The sequence below is a fragment of the Collinsella sp. CLA-ER-H10 genome, from assembly GCF_040092475.1.
Lineage (GTDB): Bacteria > Actinomycetota > Coriobacteriia > Coriobacteriales > Coriobacteriaceae > Collinsella.
This window is the reverse complement of record NZ_JBBNLM010000020.1, coordinates 1-18,606: the sequence shown is the minus strand read 5'-3', so window position 1 is coordinate 18,606 and position 18,606 is coordinate 1. Positions and strand designations below refer to the sequence as shown.

11 protein-coding genes are annotated in these 18,606 nt (G+C 61.3%); all 11 read right to left on the bottom strand.

The features are described from left to right. Positions 1–103 precede the first annotated feature (103 nt). Entirely contained in the window at positions 104–1,645 is a 1,542-nt protein-coding gene (glpK, locus tag AAAX36_RS07970) for a glycerol kinase GlpK (RefSeq protein ID WP_238057919.1), read from the bottom strand. Between the two features lie 13 nt (positions 1,646–1,658). Further along, complete coding sequence (locus tag AAAX36_RS07965; protein WP_195568705.1) at positions 1,659–2,402, bottom strand: L-threonylcarbamoyladenylate synthase; 744 nt, start codon at positions 2,400–2,402, stop codon at positions 1,659–1,661. Positions 2,403–2,536: 134 nt separating this feature from the next. Then, a complete protein-coding gene (locus tag AAAX36_RS07960) occupies positions 2,537–2,983 on the bottom strand; it encodes a type II toxin-antitoxin system HicB family antitoxin (RefSeq protein ID WP_118260181.1) in 447 nt (148 codons plus the stop codon). 265 nt (positions 2,984–3,248) lie between these two features. Then, positions 3,249–4,499, bottom strand: a complete 1,251-nt coding sequence (locus tag AAAX36_RS07955) for a HemK/PrmC family methyltransferase (protein ID WP_349075000.1) — start codon at positions 4,497–4,499, stop codon at positions 3,249–3,251. 672 nt (positions 4,500–5,171) lie between these two features. After that, entirely contained in the window at positions 5,172–6,239 is a 1,068-nt protein-coding gene (gene prfA, locus AAAX36_RS07950) for a peptide chain release factor 1 (RefSeq protein ID WP_035138783.1), read from the bottom strand. A gap of 747 nt (positions 6,240–6,986) precedes the next feature. Then, the gene (locus AAAX36_RS07945) at positions 6,987–10,874 is read right to left on the bottom strand and encodes an FctA domain-containing protein (RefSeq protein ID WP_349074998.1); all 3,888 of its coding nucleotides are present in this window, start codon (positions 10,872–10,874) and stop codon (positions 6,987–6,989) included. Beyond that, entirely contained in the window at positions 10,867–13,668 is a 2,802-nt protein-coding gene (locus AAAX36_RS07940; protein WP_349074996.1) for a fibro-slime domain-containing protein, read from the bottom strand. Before AAAX36_RS07940 ends, AAAX36_RS07945 begins: the two co-directional genes overlap by 8 nt. Before the next feature lie 294 nt (positions 13,669–13,962). Next, on the bottom strand, positions 13,963–15,390 hold the full coding sequence (locus AAAX36_RS07935) for a M20/M25/M40 family metallo-hydrolase (protein WP_349074995.1): 1,428 nt from the start codon (positions 15,388–15,390) through the stop codon (positions 13,963–13,965). A 72-nt stretch (positions 15,391–15,462) separates the two neighbouring features. After that, entirely contained in the window at positions 15,463–16,248 is a 786-nt protein-coding gene (locus AAAX36_RS07930; protein ID WP_349074993.1) for an amino acid ABC transporter ATP-binding protein, read from the bottom strand. 22 nt (positions 16,249–16,270) lie between these two features. After that, positions 16,271–17,419 (bottom strand): amino acid ABC transporter permease, encoded by a 1,149-nt coding sequence (locus AAAX36_RS07925; protein ID WP_349074991.1) that lies wholly within the window; start codon positions 17,417–17,419, stop codon positions 16,271–16,273. 9 nt (positions 17,420–17,428) lie between these two features. After that, positions 17,429–18,355, bottom strand: a complete 927-nt coding sequence (locus AAAX36_RS07920; protein ID WP_349074989.1) for a transporter substrate-binding domain-containing protein — start codon at positions 18,353–18,355, stop codon at positions 17,429–17,431. Positions 18,356–18,606: the final 251 nt, after the last annotated feature.

Here is an 18,606-nt window from a genome sequence, read left to right as displayed (position 1 = left end):
TGCGGCCGGAAGATGGCCTTGCTGACAAGACGCCTGGCGACGTTGTTGCCTCGCGCCGTGCATAAGTTTAACGGTTTGTTGTATCGAGCAGCTCGTCGCAACCCTACTGAGCGGTGTTGAGCGAACGCTTGACGGCATCACGCCAACCAGCGAGGTTGCTCTCACGGCGCTCGGCGGACATGTGAGGATGGAAGACTTTGACGATCTGAGCGTTTTGCTCCAGCTCCTCCAAATCCTCCCAATAGCCGACAGCAAGGCCCGCCAAGTACGCGGCGCCAATCGCCGTGGTCTCCACCGTCTCGCACTGCAGCACGGGAATATCCAGCAGATCAGCCTGGAATTGCATGATGAACTCGTTGCGCGAGGCACCGCCATCGACGGACAGGCGCTCAATCGAAAGTCCCACGTCCTGCTCCATGGCGCGTAGCACGTCATAACTCTGGTAGGCCATGGACTCGCAGGCCGCACGCACAATGGTCGCGCGACTCGAGGCGCCGGTCAGGCCGCACACGATACCGCGAGCATGCGGGTCCCACCAGGGAGCGCCCAGGCCTGCGAAGGCGGGGACGAAGTAGCAGCCCTCGTTGTCGTTAATCGAAGTGGCGAGTTGCGCGGACTCGCTCACGCTCGAGATGATGCCCATGTTGTTGCGCAGCCAGTTCATGGTTGAGCCGGCGGCAAAGATAGAACCCTCGAGCGCATAGCTGATCTTGCCGTCCGCGGCGATACCGATCGTGGAGACCAGACCGTTCTTGGATTCGACGATCTCGTCGCCGGTGTTCATGAGCATAAAGCAACCCGTGCCATAGGTGTTTTTGGTCTGGCCGGGATGGAAGCAGCAGTGGCCGAACAGCGACGCCTGCTGGTCGCCCGCCACGCCCATGATGGGTGGCATGTTGGTCATGATGTCGCTCGCGACGCGGCCGTAGTCGCCCGAGCTCCAACGAACCTCGGGCATCATGGAACGCGGGACGTCGAAAAGCGCCAGCAGATCGTCGTCCCAATCGAGCGCATGGATATTAAAGAGCGCGGTGCGGCTGGCATTGGTGTAGTCGGTGGCAAATACCTGACCGCCGGTGAGGTTGTAGATGAGCCAGGTGTCGATGGTGCCGAACATGAGGTCGCCCGCCGCCGCGCTCTCACGCGCACCATCGACGTTGTCGAGGATCCACTGCACCTTGGAGGCCGAGAAATACGGGTCGAGCGTAAGCCCCGTGCGGGAGCGCACCAGCTCTTCTGCGCCCTGCTCGACCAGCTCGTCGATCAGAGGTGCGGTGCGACGGCATTGCCACACGATGGCGTTATAGATGGGTTGGCCGCTTATGCGGTCCCACACCACCGTGGTCTCGCGCTGGTTGGAGATACCGATGGCGGCGATGCGGTCAGAATGGATGCCGCTCTTAAACTGGACCTCCATCATCACGCCGATCTGACTGGCAAGCACCTCCGTGGGATCCTGCTCCACCCAGCCGGGGCGCGGGAAGCTGGTTTTGACGCTACGACGCGCCTGGGCGACGATGCAGCCGTACTCGTCGACGATAGTCGCGAGTACCGAGGTAGTGCCGCAGTCGAGCGCCATGATGTAGGAACCGCCAAAGCTAAACGAGGCGTCTTCCATACCCAGGCTACCTAGATTCAACGACATCGCTTACACCTTTCTATTGCATCGGGTCGGACAGGACCCGCTCGATCTCTGATGCGGGAAGTGCGCCTTGGCGCAGGATCTGGAGCTCGCCGTGCTGAAACGACACGATGGTTGAGGCGTCGCGACACGGGGTCTCACCGGCGTCGACGGCCACATCGACCCCCTCCAGGATGCGCTCCTCCACCGTGACAAAACTTGCCGGCGCGGGCGCGCCATGCGTGTTGGCGCTGGTGCAGGCAAGAGGGCTGCCGCAGGCGCGGATGAGCGCCTGCACCACGGGCGAGGCCGAAGCGCGAAGTGCCACCGTGTCGTCGGCGGCGCGCATAAAGGTCGGCACGCAGGGGGCCGCCTTAACCACGATAGTCAGGGCGCCCGGCCAGCATCGTCGGGCGAGCACGCGGGCCTCGTTAGGGATATCCACGCCATAGCGGTCGAGTGCCTCGGCATCATCGACCAGCCAGGCAACCGTTTGGGTGAGCTCGCGCTGCTTGAGGGTAAAGATACGACGATAGCCGGTGCCGAGTGCGGGGACCGCGGCGCCGTTGACGGTGGCCTGCGGATCGCGCGGCCACGGCAGAGGTTCACTTGTATCTTGTGGAACGGCATCCGAGAAGGCGTTGACCGCCACGGCGACACCGTAGACCGTCTCGGTTGGAATAAGCGCCAGGCCGCCGCGACCGAGTAGCTCGGCCGTGCGCTCGACTGCAAGCCGATGCGGCTCGCGCGCTCCCTCGTATACCCGATAGACCGTCTGCATGTGTATGCCAGCCCCTTACGCTCTGGTGCAAGTTTGTTTACTGTGGGGCATTCTCGCACGAAACGTTCAACCTATTTGCCCAGAGCGCATGTTGGTTTGGTGAGCGGCTCTAGTAGTCGGTGAAAGTGAGGGGGTTATTGGACTGCGACGAACTTCTTTGGCCTGCCGGCGTGGCGTTCTTGGGCGGCGTAGCGCTCGATGCTGTCTATCGTTATCATCCGACGGCCGTCGACAAGTTCAACATCGAGCTTTCCGGCTTTGACCAGCGCGGTAATCCGCGGAGCGGAGACTTTGAGGTCCAGCGCTGCGTCTTTAAATGTTCGGCACGCCGCTTCCCGAGCGTCCTCGTGGTCGATTTCGACTGAAAGGGCCACGACCTCGGCCGAGCGTTCGTACCCTGCCGGAGTCAAACCGTTGTTGAGGTCGTCGGCCAAAAACGCCATCAGTGCCTCGGTGGCATGGGCAATCGCTTCTTCGCGCGTATCGCCATCGGCAAAGGCGCCGGGAATCTGCGGGAAACTGGCGCAGTAACCGTCGTCTTCTTTTATGAGAACGCAGTCATAGGTAAATCGCTGCCTCATTTTGCCTCCAACTACCATTCAGCTTGGCGACGAATACTTGCCCACGTGCCCTTCTTTGGTCGATCACCACCAGAGCCGTTCACGGTGACAACACGGTCACCAGAAACATACTTAGCATGACTACCGACTTGCGCGACCTTCACGAATCCATCGTGCTTGAGTAGGGCAATGATTTCCCGAAAGGTAGGAGGTTGCATGGGCCGACCTCTTTCAGCCGTCCTAATTATAAACTACTTTATAATTTTTGCTAACCAGTTAATAAATATTACTGGCGCTGTTTGGGCTCGGTGACGATGGCTCGGACGATGCGGGGGCGATCGGTGAGGTCATGGACGATACGCACGTCCGAAAGGCCTGCCTGGCGACAGAGCTCGGCCGCGGCATCGAGGGCACCCTCGTAGAGCTCGCAGGCAAACAGGCCGCCGGCGCGCAGCATGTAAGGCGCCGCATTGAGCAGGCGGCGGAAGATATCGAGGCCGTCGGCGCCGCCCTCGAGCGCCAGGTCGGGCTCAAAATCCTTGACCTCGTGCGGCAGCGAGCGCATGACGCCGGTCGGGATGTAAGGTGGGTTGGAGACAAGCACGTCGAAGGTGCCCCACTCTTCGCGGGGAATAGAACTCACCAGGTTGGTGAGACTAAAGGCGACCTCGTCGGACGTGAGGCCAAGCGCATCGCGGTTTTTGGTGGCCAAATCGATAGCGCGCGGCTCGATATCGGTGGCGGTGCAGGTAATGTGGCCGCGGCGCTCCCAGGCAAGGGAGAGCGAAATGCAGCCCGTGCCGCAGCCGACCTCGAGAACGCGGGCGATGCGGGGCTCGGCTGGGGCAGGCGAAGCGGCATCCTGAGCTGAAGCCGTCTCCTGGTCGGCACCCTCGATGGCGATGCCGTATTCGTCGAGCTCGGACTCGGCGGCTTCCGCGGCTTCGGCTTCTGCTGCCTGCGCGGCGGCTTCCTCGGCCTCGCGGTCGGCCAGTTCCTCGGCATAGGCGCGACTGCCCAGCACATCGCCGCCCAGCGCCGCCTCGTCGGCGGCCGTGAGGTTGGCGGCACGACGCTCGGCGGTCGCGCGCTCGTCGGCCAGCGCCGCCTCGGCTTTGCGGGCCTCTTCGACCTCATCGTTCCAAGGCAGCTCAACACGCTGACGGGCAGCAGCATCGGGGCTCAGCACCTCGGCATCCAGATAATTGAGGACTTCCTCGACGAGCATCTCGGTTTCGGGGCGCGGAATGAGCACACCGGGAGCGCACGCGACGTCAATCATGCGAAACTGCGTGCTGCCGGTGATGTACTGTAGCGGCTCGCCTTTGGCGCGACGAACGACGGCCGCATGCATGGTCTCGAGCTGGGCCGCGTTAAGCGTCTCGTCCATACGCATATATAGGTCAATGCGCGCCAGGCCCGTAGCTGCGCACAGCAGCCACTCGGCAGAAAGACGGGGGTGCTCCTCGCCGCGCTCGGCCAGGTACTCCTTGGTCCACTCGAGACAACGCTTGATGGTCCAGATCTCGTTTGCCATGGGGCCCTCCCCTCTTAAGCGCCGGACGGCGCGCGAATGTCGGAGCAGATTGTACGCGAGGCCAGCGCTTGGCAAGGGACGATTGAAGGCGATTATCGAGAATCAGCCCAGAATTTTGCTTGAAGTCTGCCCGAGGTGTTCATTCGTCGACGTCTAAATCTGCATCCGTCAAGTTTTTGGCAAGGTTGACCCAAAACTGACCAATATCTAACCAAGAACTTGCCAAATCACTTGACGAACAACGCGGTAAAAACCACCCCGCGACTTCTTGGACGATTTTTCGAGCAATATTTTCAATAACAGATGAATGCCCTTAATTGCTCTAAGCAGGTAAATAGCTTAATTTCCAACAAAGCAAATTAAATAAATTCGAAAAGTAATTTACCCAACCTAGTCATTTAAGAACGTCCCCAATGACTAAAATGCCATCACAGCCGACTGAATAAAATATCAAGGCAATGTCCCCAATGACTCCCTACGGATCATTTGACAACCAAGAAAACGCCGATGTTTTGGCAATGCCAGCGAGCGACGTCCAGAGCGAACAAGTTGGCATGAAAAAGGCAAGACATAGACCTTCTGGTCATGCCTTGCCTTTTGAATGACAAATTGTCGCTCTGGACGTCGCGCAGCGTCGAGCCGTTACGCGGTTTGGTAAAACCGCGTAACCCACTACACAGCCTGTGCCAGCTTCTCGGCTCGCTCAGCGGCGGCAAGTGCCTCGATGACGGTGCCGAGCTGATCGCCCAGAAGGACGCCGTTATAGGTGGAGTTGAAACCGATGCGGTGATCGGTCACGCGGTCCTGCGGCTGGTTGTAGGTACGGATCTTCTCGGAACGGTTACCGTGGCCGATCTGGCTCTGGCGCTCGGCACCGAGCTCTGCCTGCTGCTTCTCGAGTTCCATCTCGTACAGACGGGCGCGCAGCATCTGCATGCAGACCTCGCGGTTCTGGATCTGGGAACGCTGCTCCTGCGACTGCACCACGGTGTTGGTGGGCAGGTGGGTGATGCGCACGGCGGAGTAGGTGGTGTTAACGCACTGACCGCCAGGGCCGGAGGCGCAGTAGGTGTCGATGCGCAGGTCAGACTGGTTGATCTGGACGTCGATTTCCTCGGCCTCGGGAAGCACGGCGACGGTAGCCGTGGAGGTCTGAATGCGGCCCTGGGACTCGGTCTTGGGGACGCGCTGGACACGGTGCACGCCGGACTCGTACTTCATAACGGAGTAGACGCGGTCGCCCTCGACCTTGAACTCAATGGACTTAAAGCCGCCGGCCTCGCTGGGGCTGGAATCGAGCACGGTAGTCTTCCAGCCGCGCGACTCGCAAAAGCGCTGATACATCTTGTAGAGGTCGCCGGCAAAGATGGCCGCCTCGTCGCCACCGGCGGCGGAGCGAATCTCGACGATGGTGTTCTTGTCGTCGTTGGGGTCGCTCGGGATGAGCATGTACTTGATGTCTTCCTCGAGCTGGGGGAGCTTTGCCTCGTTTTCGGAGATGTCCATCTGGAGCATCTCCTTCTCATCGGCATCGGTGGTATCGTGCAGCATTTCCTTGGCAGCCTCGATGTCATCGAGCGCGCCGATGTACTCGCGCGAGGCGGCGATGAGGTCGGACTGGTGCGCGTACTCCTTGTTGAGACGCGTGAACTCCTTGATATCGGAGGCGACGGCCGGGTCGGAAAGCTTCTTCTCGAGCTCCTCGTAGGCCTTGATGATCTTTTCGAGCTTGTCGCGCATGACGGACTCCTTTATATGCGTGAAGGTGAAAATCGGCAGAATTGATGGGACGCGGGGCGCCGCTGCGGGGGTAAGCCCAGCTAGAACATGTCGATCTTCAGATACATGCGCATCCCTTCGCGTATGAGGTACATAGTTGCGGTCTAACCCATACATGATAGCGTGCGCAGGCATACCTGCATATAACCCGCACGGAATGCGACAAAGGGTCAGTCTCTTTCCTTGAATACAACTTCATCCGAACGCCTCCCGCATTCATCCGCACATATACGGATAAATTTGGGAATCCGATACCCTGAGGGCCGGATCGGCCGGCCCCGGGAGATCGGAGGACGCCATGTCCGGAAAGGGCGGGAAGGGCGCCGCGAGGGCGGTCCCGAGGACCCACGGCAGGCTCACCGGGTACGAGCGGGACACGGTCCAGAGGATGCTGAAGCGCAGGGTTCGCTCGGCCACTTCCTCGAGAGGTTCAAGGGCGTATCGACCCGCAGGCTCCACAGCTGCCTGATGTGGTTCAGATGGCTGCGCGAGGCCGCACGCGTCGGGGACAGGACGTCGCTCATGCGCGAGCAGCTCGACGACGGGCGCTACGAAAAGATCCGGAAGAAGATGATGGAGCCGGAGTACGAGTTCCATCTGGAGCCGGACGTGCAAACGGCGGGTTAACATAGCCTTTCACCAAAAAGGGCGAGCGGCCGCGCCCTGCGACCACCCGCCCTCAATCAAAGCCCTTCTCGGCCGCCGTAGCTACCGGTTCCGGCGCCGCAGGATAACGCCTGCGGCGATCAGCACCACCGCGCCGCCCGCGATGCCACCCAGGGCCATCGGCGACAAGCTGGTATCGCCCGTATACGGCAGACCCGGCTTCTCCTCCTTCGGCACCGGTGACTTGCTCGGCGGATTGGCGGGCGGCTCCGTCGGCGGGTTGACCGGCGGGGTGGTCGGCGGCGTGTACGTGTTCTTGAACACCGGCGCCACGTCACCGTCATAGGTTACCGTCGCCACCAGATGGCCCGCGCCGTCGTCCGTCACCATCACCGTTACCTGGTGCTCGGCCGCGTCGTACGTCACGTTCTTCTGACCGTCGTCCACCTCGGAGATGCTGTAGGTGTATGTCCCGGGCTTGTCGTACGAGATCGCCTCGAAGCCCACCGTGCCGCCTGCCGCGTTCTTGGCGGTCTGCAGCACTTTGCCATCGGCATCCTTCAGCTGGAAGGAGAACTGCCCTTCCTTTAGGTCCTTGCCGCTCAGCACCTTGGAGGCCCCCAGCTTCACCTCAGTCGCGGCCGGCGCGTAGCTGTTGCTGAATGCCACCGCATCCGCAGCCTTGCCGCCCTTGCTGTAGGCAACCTGCGTCTCCAGCGCGTGCGTCTCCGCATTCTCCGTCACCGTCACCGTCGCGGTAAAGACCGTCGTGTCGTAGGTGACGCCGTTCGCCGTCGCCCCTGCCCGCTCGGACACGGTGTAGACGTACGTCCCCACCTTGTCCAGCTGCAGCGGCGCGAAGCCGAACGTGCCGTCGGCGCCGTTCTGCACCGTCTGCACCACGTTACCGTCGGCGTCCTTCAGGTCGAAGGAGAACTCACCCTCGGCCAGGTCGCGGCCGGTCAGGGCCTTCGTTCCGGTAATCGTCGCCGTCGTTGCCGTCGGCGTGTAGGTGTTGGTGAAGGTCAGATCCGCGGCCGTCTTGTTCGCCGTCGCGGTCAGCTGGCCGCTGCCGTCGTCGGTCGCACTCACCGTCACATCCAACACCGCATCGCTGTAAGTGATGGTGCCATCTTGGCCCGCAACCTCCTTCACCTGGTACGCATGCGAACCAGTCGCGGTGTACGAGATGGCCTTGAAGGTAAACGCGTTACCCACGTTCGTGGTCCGGTCGATCTCCTGCCCGGTGGCCACGTCAATCAGCGCGAACGTGAACTCGCCATCGGCGGGCGTCCGCATGGTGGCCGAATCGGTATTCTCAAGCACCTTGGTGCCAGAGATCTGGTAGGAGGTCGCGCCCGGCTGGTAGCTGTTCGCAAACGTCATGGTGTTGGGGGTGACGCCGTTCTCGGTGCCCTCGCTCGGCTTCACCGTGGAGTTCTCTACCACCAGCTTGCCGTCGTTGTTGTCCTTCACCACGTAGGTCAGGGTGTACGTCTTGCCGGTGTAGGTCACGCCCGGCACGCCCGGCGCGTCCCCCGTCGGCTGCACCTCGCGGACCGTGTAGGTAAAGGTGCCCGCATGGTCGAAGGTCAGCTTGTCGAAGGCAACCTTGCCGTGCGCATCGTTCTTCTGGGTCTGGATCACCGAGCCGTCAGACCCCACCAGCTCGAAGGCGAAGTCTCCCGCCTTTAGCTGATAGCTGCCGTCGTGCACGTCAACGCTCTTGGTGAGGGCGATCGCGCCGGAGTCCGTCGCCTGTGCCTCATAGGTGTTGGTGAAGCTGGGCTTCGTGACATTCGTGCCGTCGTAGGCGACGCTCGCCTGCAGCGTGCCGGCATTGTCCGCAACCGTCACCACGGCATGGTGCACCGCGGCGTCGTAGGTCACGTAGGCCAGATCACCCTTCCGCTCCACGATGGTGTACTCGTGCGTGCCCGGCTTCGCGTAGGAGAAGGCGTCGAAGTTAACACTTCCGTCCGCGCCGTTGGTCGCGGTCCGGACGGGCTTGGCCCCGGCAAGCTGCTCAGCCGTCAGGTTGCCCTCGTACACATCGAAGGTGAACTCGCCGCACTTGGGGACGATCGGCGTGTTGTCGTCCTTCTTCACATAGCTCTTCTGCGCACCGAGGGCCAGGCCGGTCGCGGCCGGCTGGTAGGTGTTGGTGAAGGTATCCGAGCCGGATGCGCTCGTCACGATCGCCTTCGCATTCAGTGCTCCGTTCCCGCCGTCCGTGACCGTCACCGTATAGGTGAGGGGATGGCTGTCATAGACCATGCCCGGCTCCGCGCCCGGCTGCTCCACGATGGTGTAGGTGAAGTCCTTGCTCGCGGCGCCGCCCAGGTCGGCGAGCTTGAAGCCGCGCGTAAAGTTGATCTTGCCGTCGGCGTCGTTGTTCGCGGTGGCGATCACGTTGCCGGCAGCGTCCTTCAGGTCGAAGGTGAACTCGCCGTCCGCGGGCTTCGTCGTGTGGTCGAAGCCGTCCGCAACCTTGATGGTCTTGGTCGCCGTCAGGATTACGGAACCCTTTGCGTCGTAGGTGTTGTTGAAGGTGGGAGCCGTAGCGGCACCGTCATAGGTGACGGTCACCTTCGTCTTGTTGTTGTCGCCCTGGTTCTGCTCTACCTTGACGTGGACCTTGACTTCCTTGGCGTCGTAGGCCACGCCGTCGACGGTCTGGCCGGCTTTCTCCTCCTTGAGCGTGTAGTCGTACTCGCCCAGGTTCAGGTTCTTGACGGCCAGCTCGACCTTGCCGCCCCGGTCGTTGGTGCCCTTGGCGACCTCGTTGCCGGCCTGGTCGTACAGGCCGAAGGTGAACGCATCGGCCGTCAGGTCCTTGCCCGCGAGAACTTTCGTGGCCTCAACGGTGACGTCCGCCGTCGGCTTCGTGTTGGTGAAGGTCGGCACGGCCTTCTCACCGTCGTAGGTGACGGTCGCCTTCAGCTCGCCCTTCTCATCGGAGACCTTGACGTGGACCTTCACGCCCTTCGCGTCGTAGACGACGGTCGAGTCGGCGCCCTTCACCTCCTTGATGGTGTAGTCGTGGTCGCCCGGCGTAGCGTAGTCGATGGCCGCAAAGGCGACCTTGCCGTCCTTCTCGTTTTGGACAGTCTGGACCACGCTGCCGTCCTTGTCGAGCAGCTGGAACGTGAAGTCACTCCCCGCGAGCTCACCGCCCGTGAAGCGCTTCGTCGCCTTGAGCGTTACCGAGGTCTCCTTCGGGCGGTACGTGTTCGTGATCACCGCAATCTGATCGTCGATCACCTGAGATGTGGCGGTGCCATCATCCTTATAGATCTGCTCCATTTTGACGACTGGCTCGGTCAGATTTCCCTTGCCGTCATCCTTCACCGTTACGGTCACTTTGTATTCGGCGCTGGAGTAGCTGACACCGCCCAGCCAACTGGGATCGCTCTTGGCGGGCGTAGTCTCGGCAATGTAGTAGGTGTACTCGCCAGGCTTCTCATACTTAATCTCTCCGAAGCTAAATTCTTCGGCGCTCGTAACGGTCTTCTCGACCTGCTTCATGCCGGCCACGGGCGCTGCCGTGGCACCATCAGGCATCGGCGTTCCATCGGCGGCGCGCAGGCAAAGCTCGAAGCTGTCGGCGCTAGCCCACTCACGGCCGGTGAACCTCTTCTTCGCCTTGATGCCTGTGAGCGTCACCGAAGACTTCACGCTGTAGCTGTTGGTGAACAACAGCTTGTTGTCTTTGGCCACCGTGCCGTCGGAATTCTGCGGGGCAATCCTGCCCGAGATGCTATCGCCTTCTTCAGTCAGATTCTTGTCACCCTGCTTGCGGCCGGTCAGCTTATAGCCCGCGGGCATCTTGTCTGCGCCGGTCAGCTCCTGCACCGCGTACTGGTCACCCTCGGCGAGACCGTACACGCGGATCGTCTGGTCGGCCGTGATGGTCTGCTCGCGGCCGTTCTCGAGGTCGAACATTTTGCCGACCTGCTTCTCGCTTGCGGTCCCCGCGTTCTCAAACACCGCGGCCTTGTACGTCTTCCCCGCCGTCGTGGGCACGGTGAACTTGAAGGTGAACCCCGCGTCCGTTCGCCACGCGCACGCAGGTGGCGCCCGTAAACAGGGCGTTCAGATTCATGTCGCCCAGGTCGGCGCGGGCGCCCTTCGCATTAGTGTCACCAGACACGTCCTGCGTGATGCCCATACGTATCCAGCCCGTCTCGGTCTCCAGGCGGTAAGGTTCGTCCTTCTTGGTGGGCCCATACTGGTAGACACGTCCATTGGCGCCGTACCTAAGATGTACCTCATTCTCGCCGCCCTTGGCGTCATTGTTCCAGGAAAGGTTGCCGTTGCCGTCGAGCGTCCCGTCGGACGTCTGGCGCTGGCCCTTGATCCACGTGAGCGTGTTGTCAATGTCGCCCTCTGCGCCAAACTGGCCCAGGCTCTTCATGAGCGCGCCCGGACCCACGAACGTCGAAACACCGTCATCGTCCGTACCAGCATCGGCATGGACGCCGTAATCGTCCACAATCACCTTGATGAGCCTGTCATTAAGCAGGAAGCCATTGGGCGCCGAGACCTCCTTCAGGAAGTAGGTACCCTTCACGAGCGGCTCGCTACTGTCGCTCGTAGACGGGAATACGCCCGCCCCTTCGAGCTTGACCGGGTTGGCGACCGACCTCGTCGTCAGGGTGTCGTAGGGGGCCTGGTCGCCATCGAGCACGGCCTTGCCGTTCGCATCCGTAGTCACCTGGGTGGACTTGTAAAGGCCGAACTTCGCCCCGTCAACGGGCTTACCCTCGGTATCGGTCTTCTGCACGAACAGGCGATTCTGGATGTTCGTGACGAGCAGGCGCGTGGCGAACTGCCGCTTGAAGTTCGTGCCGTCTGCGATGTCGTCGCTGTACACGTGGACTGTGTTCTTAGGCGTCGCGTCGCCGATCGAGCTCGCCGTTGTGTGGTAGATGGCCACCGTGTACTCGGCATCCTTGCGGGCATCACCGCTCAGCAGGTAGTAGTACTTGGAGATGTCACCGGGCAGATTTTGAATCTCTACCTGGTACTGGCCGCTTGTGTTGAGCGTGAAGGCGTGCAGGTCCTTCTTCGCCGCCTCGATAGCACCGGTCATGCCCGGCTCCTTGGCGAGGGTGTATCCCGCTCCCGTCGATGGGTCGCCCGACACGGCGTACCAATTGCTCGGATCTTTGATACTTGTGCCTGCGCTTTTGTCGCGCTTGAGCACCACAGCGAACAGTATGCCGGAGTCCAGATTGACGGTCTTGTCGGACTTCGTCAGGTCATTATTTGCCTTGTACACGGTCGACGGCGCGGTGATGGTCTCCTTCGCGGCGGCGAACGCACCGGTCTTCCACACGACGCTGCCCGCGTCCATACCGCCGCGGTTGATGATGACGCCGCCCGCGCCGTTCTCAGCGCTCGCGGGCACGTACTCGAGCTGCATGCTACCACCCGTCGCCGCGAGACTCGAGCGGTATCCCTCGGGTACGCGCGTCTCCTTCAGGAGGTAGTACTTGTTGTTGTCGTGATCCTTGTTGTAGAGATCGTCGAAGTTGATGACGCCGTTGTCCACGTCGTTCGTGAGCGTTAGGTGGCCGGCCTCGTCCGTGGTACCGGAGCCGATGAGCTCGCCCACGGTCTTGAAGTCCTTGTCGGTCTTATAGAGCTTGAACTCGGCACCCTGTACGAACTTGCCGTCCTGGTCGAACTTGATGATGTCGGACTCGGGCACCGTCACGAGGTTGAACTTGAGCTCCATGTTGGAGTCGGTGGCGCCGCGCTCCAGGTAGAAGAACTTGAGGGTGTGGTTGGTGCCGTCGGCGAAGGTGTTGCCGTTGAAGCCCGAAGTGTCCTTATTCGCCTTCTGGTACTTGTTCTTCAGTGTGCCGTCGTTATTACCGTTCACCTTAATGTCGCCCGTACAAAAGTTGATGCTCAGACTCGCGCGGTTGTGAATACCGCCGATATCACCCACGAGGACATCGTCGATGAACACCCAGACGTCATCATCGCCGGCGAACTCGAACACCATGTCGTCGCCCGCGTTCGTCTTGCCGCCAGCAGGCTGCACGAATCGCGTGGACATTGAGAGGCCGAAGTGGTGGTTGACGGGGCGGCCGTCGTTGTAGCGCGAATCACCGGTGTTGTCTGCCTTGATGCCGGTTTGGACGAGCCGGCCGTTTTCCTCTTTGAGCACCTTGTCTGCCGCGTCGAACGGGAAGAACTGACCCTGGTGGGACGAATCGCCCACTTTGTCAATGCCCCAGGTGTCATAGATGTCGAAGGCATTCTTGTCAGCGTTGTAGGCTGCGTAGTTTTTGGAGCTGTCATAGACGTAGTAGCCGTTCTGAACCTTGAGGAGGCCCGTCACGCCAAAATGGGACGTCTTGCCGGTCTGGGCAGAGGAATCGAACAGGTAGCAGAGGGACTCGCCGCCCCAGGTTTTGGAAAGCTGCGGATAGCCGTCTAAAAGCGTGTTGTTGACAATGCCGGGCTGCGGGTTCGTGTTGCCCGTCCAATGGTTGAGCGACTCACCACCCTGGCCGTCGTTAAACTGGAACCGGTGGTTTGCGTTGACGCCGCCGTTGCCGGAAACCGACAGATGGTTATCGGGATTCACCCAGTAATCAAACAGGTTGATTGTTGTCCCCGAAGGCGAAATCGTCGTAACCGTGTGGTCCGAAAACGCCGCTTCCGCACGGGTCGGCAGGAAGAAACTCGCCGTCAGCGCGACGGCGAGGGCCAAAACAATCACATATGGCGAGACCGGGCGCAGCCCACGACGACGGCCATAAGACATGACGGACCACCGCTCGCGCGGCCGGTGTTCACCAGGAAGTTCCCTGCTTAGACACCCCCCGGTAGCATTATTCACGAGTCGAGACGTCGTCTCTCTGAGCTCCTGCATAATTTCCTCCCCAGTCACACGGCGACCTGCCCGGGTGCTCCCCGGGGGCCGAGGCAGTCTGGCACATGCCCGCAGTCGTTCAAGGAATACCAACCCCAGCATATGTCTCTTAAGATATCTTAGTCTTATTCTATGACAGTTTTTGTCTCATTACCGATGAAATCGGCTCAGTCCCTTTGTCGCATGCTAGAGCGTGTGGAGCAGGGCGATGAGGAAGCGGATGCCTTGGAGGTAGGCGCGACGGGTGATGCGCTCGTTGGTGCCGTGGACGCCGCGGTCGCATTCGTCATCGTCGACCACAAAGGCGGAGAAGCGGATGCACTCGTGGCAAATGCGCTGGTAGTTGGCGGCATCGGTTGCACCAATCACGGTCGAGGGCACGATGCTCATCGGCTCTTGGCCCACCGCAGACGATCCGTTTTCCTCCGTCGGCTTGGGATCACGGAAATAGCGGGCGGCGATGGCGCGGACGGCCTCGAGCCCCGGACCGCCCACGCGCGGGGACGGCGAGGGCTCGGAGCTGCCGGGGCTCAGCTCGACCTCGACTCGGCCGGCGAGCCCAGCGGTGGCAACGGCCTCGCGGCAGCAGGCCACGACATCGGCCACGCTCGTACCCTCGAGCATGCGGAAGTTGATATTGACCCACATATCTTGCGGCATTACGTTGGCACCGGTACTGCCGCCCTCGATTTGCGTGGGCGCACAGGTGGTGGTCACAAGCGGGTACAGCTTTTTGCTGGCAAGGCAGTCGCGCACGATGGCATCCTTGCTGGCAGCAATCTCGTCTGCGGTATAAAGCCCCAGCTCGACGAGCTGCGCGGCAAGCAGATCGGTCACACGCGTCGGCCACTCGATATCGCAGATTGCGGTGATGGCACGGCTGAGCACCTCGAGTGAAGTGCCACCGTAGGGGTTGGAGGAATGCCCGCCCTCGCTACGCGTCCTCAACACGATATCGGCGTAGCCCTTCTCCGCGAGATCGGCATGCATAAGCCAGCCCTCGCCCGCGCCATACTCGGCAGCTGGAACGATGCGGTAGTCACCCTCGTCGATCAGGTACTCAAGCTCAATGCCGCGCTCCTCGAGCGCGCGGCCGATGGCGCCTGCGCCGTACTGCGTAGTCTCCTCGTCCTGGCCAAAGGCCAGCAGCAGCGTACGCTCGTGCTGCCAACCGTGCGCCAGCGCATACTCAACCGCCTCGAGAATGCCTGCGACCTGGTCTTTCATATCGATGGCGCCGCGACCCCAAATGTAGGTGTCGTCCACATGTCCGCTAAAGGGGGTATGCGTCCAGTCAGCCTCGGTGCCGGGTACCACGGGGACCACGTCCATGTGGCCCATGAGCATAATGGGCTTGAGGGCAGGGTCGGAACCGCCAAGCGTCACCAATAGCGAATGGTCGATAAGCTCGACCTTACCCGCCGCAAACACGCGCGGCCACGCCCGCTGCATGTACGCACGCAGGTTGGCAAACGCCTGCCAGTCAACCGCCTCGGCATCCATGCTCGAAATCGTCGGGAACGACAGCACGCGGCCCAGACGCTCGCACGCACCAGCCTCGTCCAGATCGGCAAAATCATCCTCATGCGCAAAAAAGCGCCAAACCTCGGCCATGACATCCTTTCGATTGTGACGACAAGGGCCGCCCCACCGGAGCGGCCCTGCCACATAAGCGTTTGCGGTCGGTTATTTGTCCTCGAGATAACGCGAGAGGAACTCGCGCGTGCGCTGATGTTTGGGGTTGCCGAAGAGCTCGGCCGGCGCGGCATCCTCGAGCACCACGCCCTTGTCCATAAAGACCACGCGGTCGGACACCGTGCGGGCAAAGGCCATCTCGTGCGTGACGACGACCATGGTCATGCCGTCGGCCGCGAGCTTGCGCATGACCTCGAGCACCTCGCCCACGATCTCGGGGTCGAGTGCGGAGGTCGGCTCGTCGAACAGCATGATCTGCGGATTCATGCATAGGGCACGAGCGATGGCCACGCGCTGCTTTTGGCCGCCGGACAGGCGACCCACGGCGGCGTGCGCGAACTTTTCGAGCCCCACGCTTGTCAGATGCCCCATCGCGACCTTCTCGGCCTCGGCCTTGCTCATCTTTTTGAGTGTGACGGGCGCAAGCGTGCAGTTGTCGAGCACATCCATGTTGTTGAACAGGTTAAAGCCCTGGAACACCATGCCGATGTCCTCGCGGAGTTTATTGATATTGCAGCGCTCGGCCGTAAGGTCCTGGCCGTGGAACCAGATGTGGCCCGCGTCCGGGGTCTCGAGCAGGTTGAGACAGCGCAGGAAGGTCGACTTGCCCGAGCCCGAAGCGCCGATAATGGTGACGACCTCGCCGGGGTTAACGGACAGGTCGATGCCCTTGAGCACCTCGAGCGAGCCGAAGCTTTTGCGCAGGCCCTCGACGCGGATGAGCGGCTCATTGGTCTGTGCGGCGGCCGCAACGCCGGTAGTGGCGGTATCTGCCATGATGATTCTCCTCGTCTTGAGCCTAGTTGGAGCTGGGCAGCGTTGCCGGGGCCTCGGCGCCGAGTTTTTTGCCAAAGGCTTCGAGCAGGCGGCTCGCCACGAGCGTCAGGATCAGGTAGACCACGAGCGCCACGCAGTAGACCTCCATCTGGCGGTAGTACACGCCGGCGACGGTGGTGGTGGCGTACATGAGGTCGAACACGCCGATGACCGAGAGCACCGACGAGTCCTTGATGTTGATGATGAGCTCGTTGGTGAGCGCCGGAATCGCGTTTTTAATGCCCTGGGGGAACACGACTTTGCGCATGGCTTGCCACTGCGAAAGACCCAGCGAGCGCGCCGCCTCGGCCTGGCCGGGATCGATGGACTCGATACCGCCGCGCAGGACCTCCATCATGTAGGCGGTGGAGTTGAGCGAGATGGTGACGAGACCGGCGGTGAAGGTACTCCAAATCTGGTTGGCCCGGGCGGTCTCGAAGCCCATGCCGCGCAAAACGGTGAAGCCCGCGTAATAGATGAGCAGGCCCTGGACCATCATGGGCGTGCCGCGCACGATGGTAGAGTAGACGGTCGCAAAGCCGCGGCCAATGCTCTTAAAGAAGCGCACCAGGTCGTTGTCCACGCGATCGAAGGTCTGAATACGCAGGAACACAAAGAGCAACGCCAGGAAGAATGCGATGACGGTGCCGAAGGTGGCAAGCGCGATGGTGATCTCGATACCGCGGATAAAGAAGTCCCCGCTCTTGTAGGTCATGTAGACCAGGCTCGACAAAAAGTCGCTGGGGTTGGAGTCCGAGACGATGCTCACCTGTACCAGGTCGATAAACGACATGACGCAGCGGTCCACGAAAAAGATCGCCGCAATAGCAACGACGACATAGCTGCCCAGGCGCGCGCCGCGACAGAAGCGCTCGGATGCGAACGGCGATTTTTCGCGATAGTCGTTCCAGTGCATGAGTTTGGTGACGAGCGCCGCCGCCGATACGACGAGCCAGGCCCAAAGGATTGCCCAGAGGCAGTCTTGGAACACGCCCGTAGGCGCCAAGAAGCTCAGCGGCGTGGGGTTGCGCTGGCTAAACGCCAGGCCGAGCGCCGCGATAACGCTCGTGCCCAGGTACACATAACGGTGGTCGGCCTTGATAAAGGAGGCCAGGCGATTGATGGTTTTCATGCTGCCTCCCTATGCCGGCTGACGATCGAGGCACGCGTCCCACATTTGGTCGCGCTCCTCTTGGCTAATGCCCTTGAGTGTCTTGTCGATGAGCTTAAGCAGCTTATCCGAGCCCTTGCGGCAGCCGACGTTTGCCGCGACCTCCTGCTTAAAGCCCTCGCCCTCGGCAAAATGAATAGGGACAATGCCCGGATTTTGGGCCATATAGCCCTTCTCGTTCTCGGTGCTGTAGGTCACGGCGTCGCACGTGCCCTGCAGCAGATTCGAGAACACCGTGGGGACCGAATCGACCGGGTTCTTGTGCACAACGCCCGGGATCTCGTCGATGACGGTATCGAGCATGGTGTCCTTTTGGCCGAGCACCGTGGCACCACTGAAGTCGCTGAGCTTGGTGGCGTTTTGGTAGGGGGAACCCTCTTTTACAAACAGGCCAAAGTAGCCAATGAAGTACGGGTCGGAGAAGCCGACGGACTCCTCGCGCTCGGGCGTGGCGCTCATGCCGGCGATGATGAGGTCGATCTGGCCGTTGTTGAGCGAGTCGATAAGGCCCGAGAAGCTCTGCTTGACGGCAACGGGCTCGCCACCGAGGGCCTTGCAGACGATCTTGGCGATCTGCACGTCGTAGCCATCGGCATAGGCGCCCTGCACGTTGTCGATGGGGATGGTGTACTCACTGGCTTCGGAAACCTGCCAGTTGTACGGGGCGTAGGCCGCCTCCATGCCGATGCGGATCTTATCCTTGCCGATCACGGAATCGGACAGGTCGTCGCGACCGCCGCCCGTCGTGGGCTGAACCACCTTGAGCGTGGACGGGCGCTGACAGCCGGCGAGCGCGCCGGCGACGACGGAAGCGCTCGCAGCGAGAGCGCTACCCAAAAAGATGCGACGGCTGCATACCGGCTGGCGCTGCGCATCGCACTGTTGGGGAGAATGCATAATCTGCCTTCCCTGTTGAATCGTACGCTAACGTCTTAACAGGATACCGCTCAGCGTCACTTCCAGCAGATGCATATATAAGATGCATATATACAAATTAACGAACTGAAAACGATTGGTAGTCGTTGGGTGTTCCTATAGTTTTGTCAACCGTCGGGGCTACTCCCGGTAGGGCACCCGGTCGCGCATCACGGCGTATATCGCCCTGAGCCGCTTCCTCGCGACGGCCTTGAGCGCCCGCCCGTGCCCCA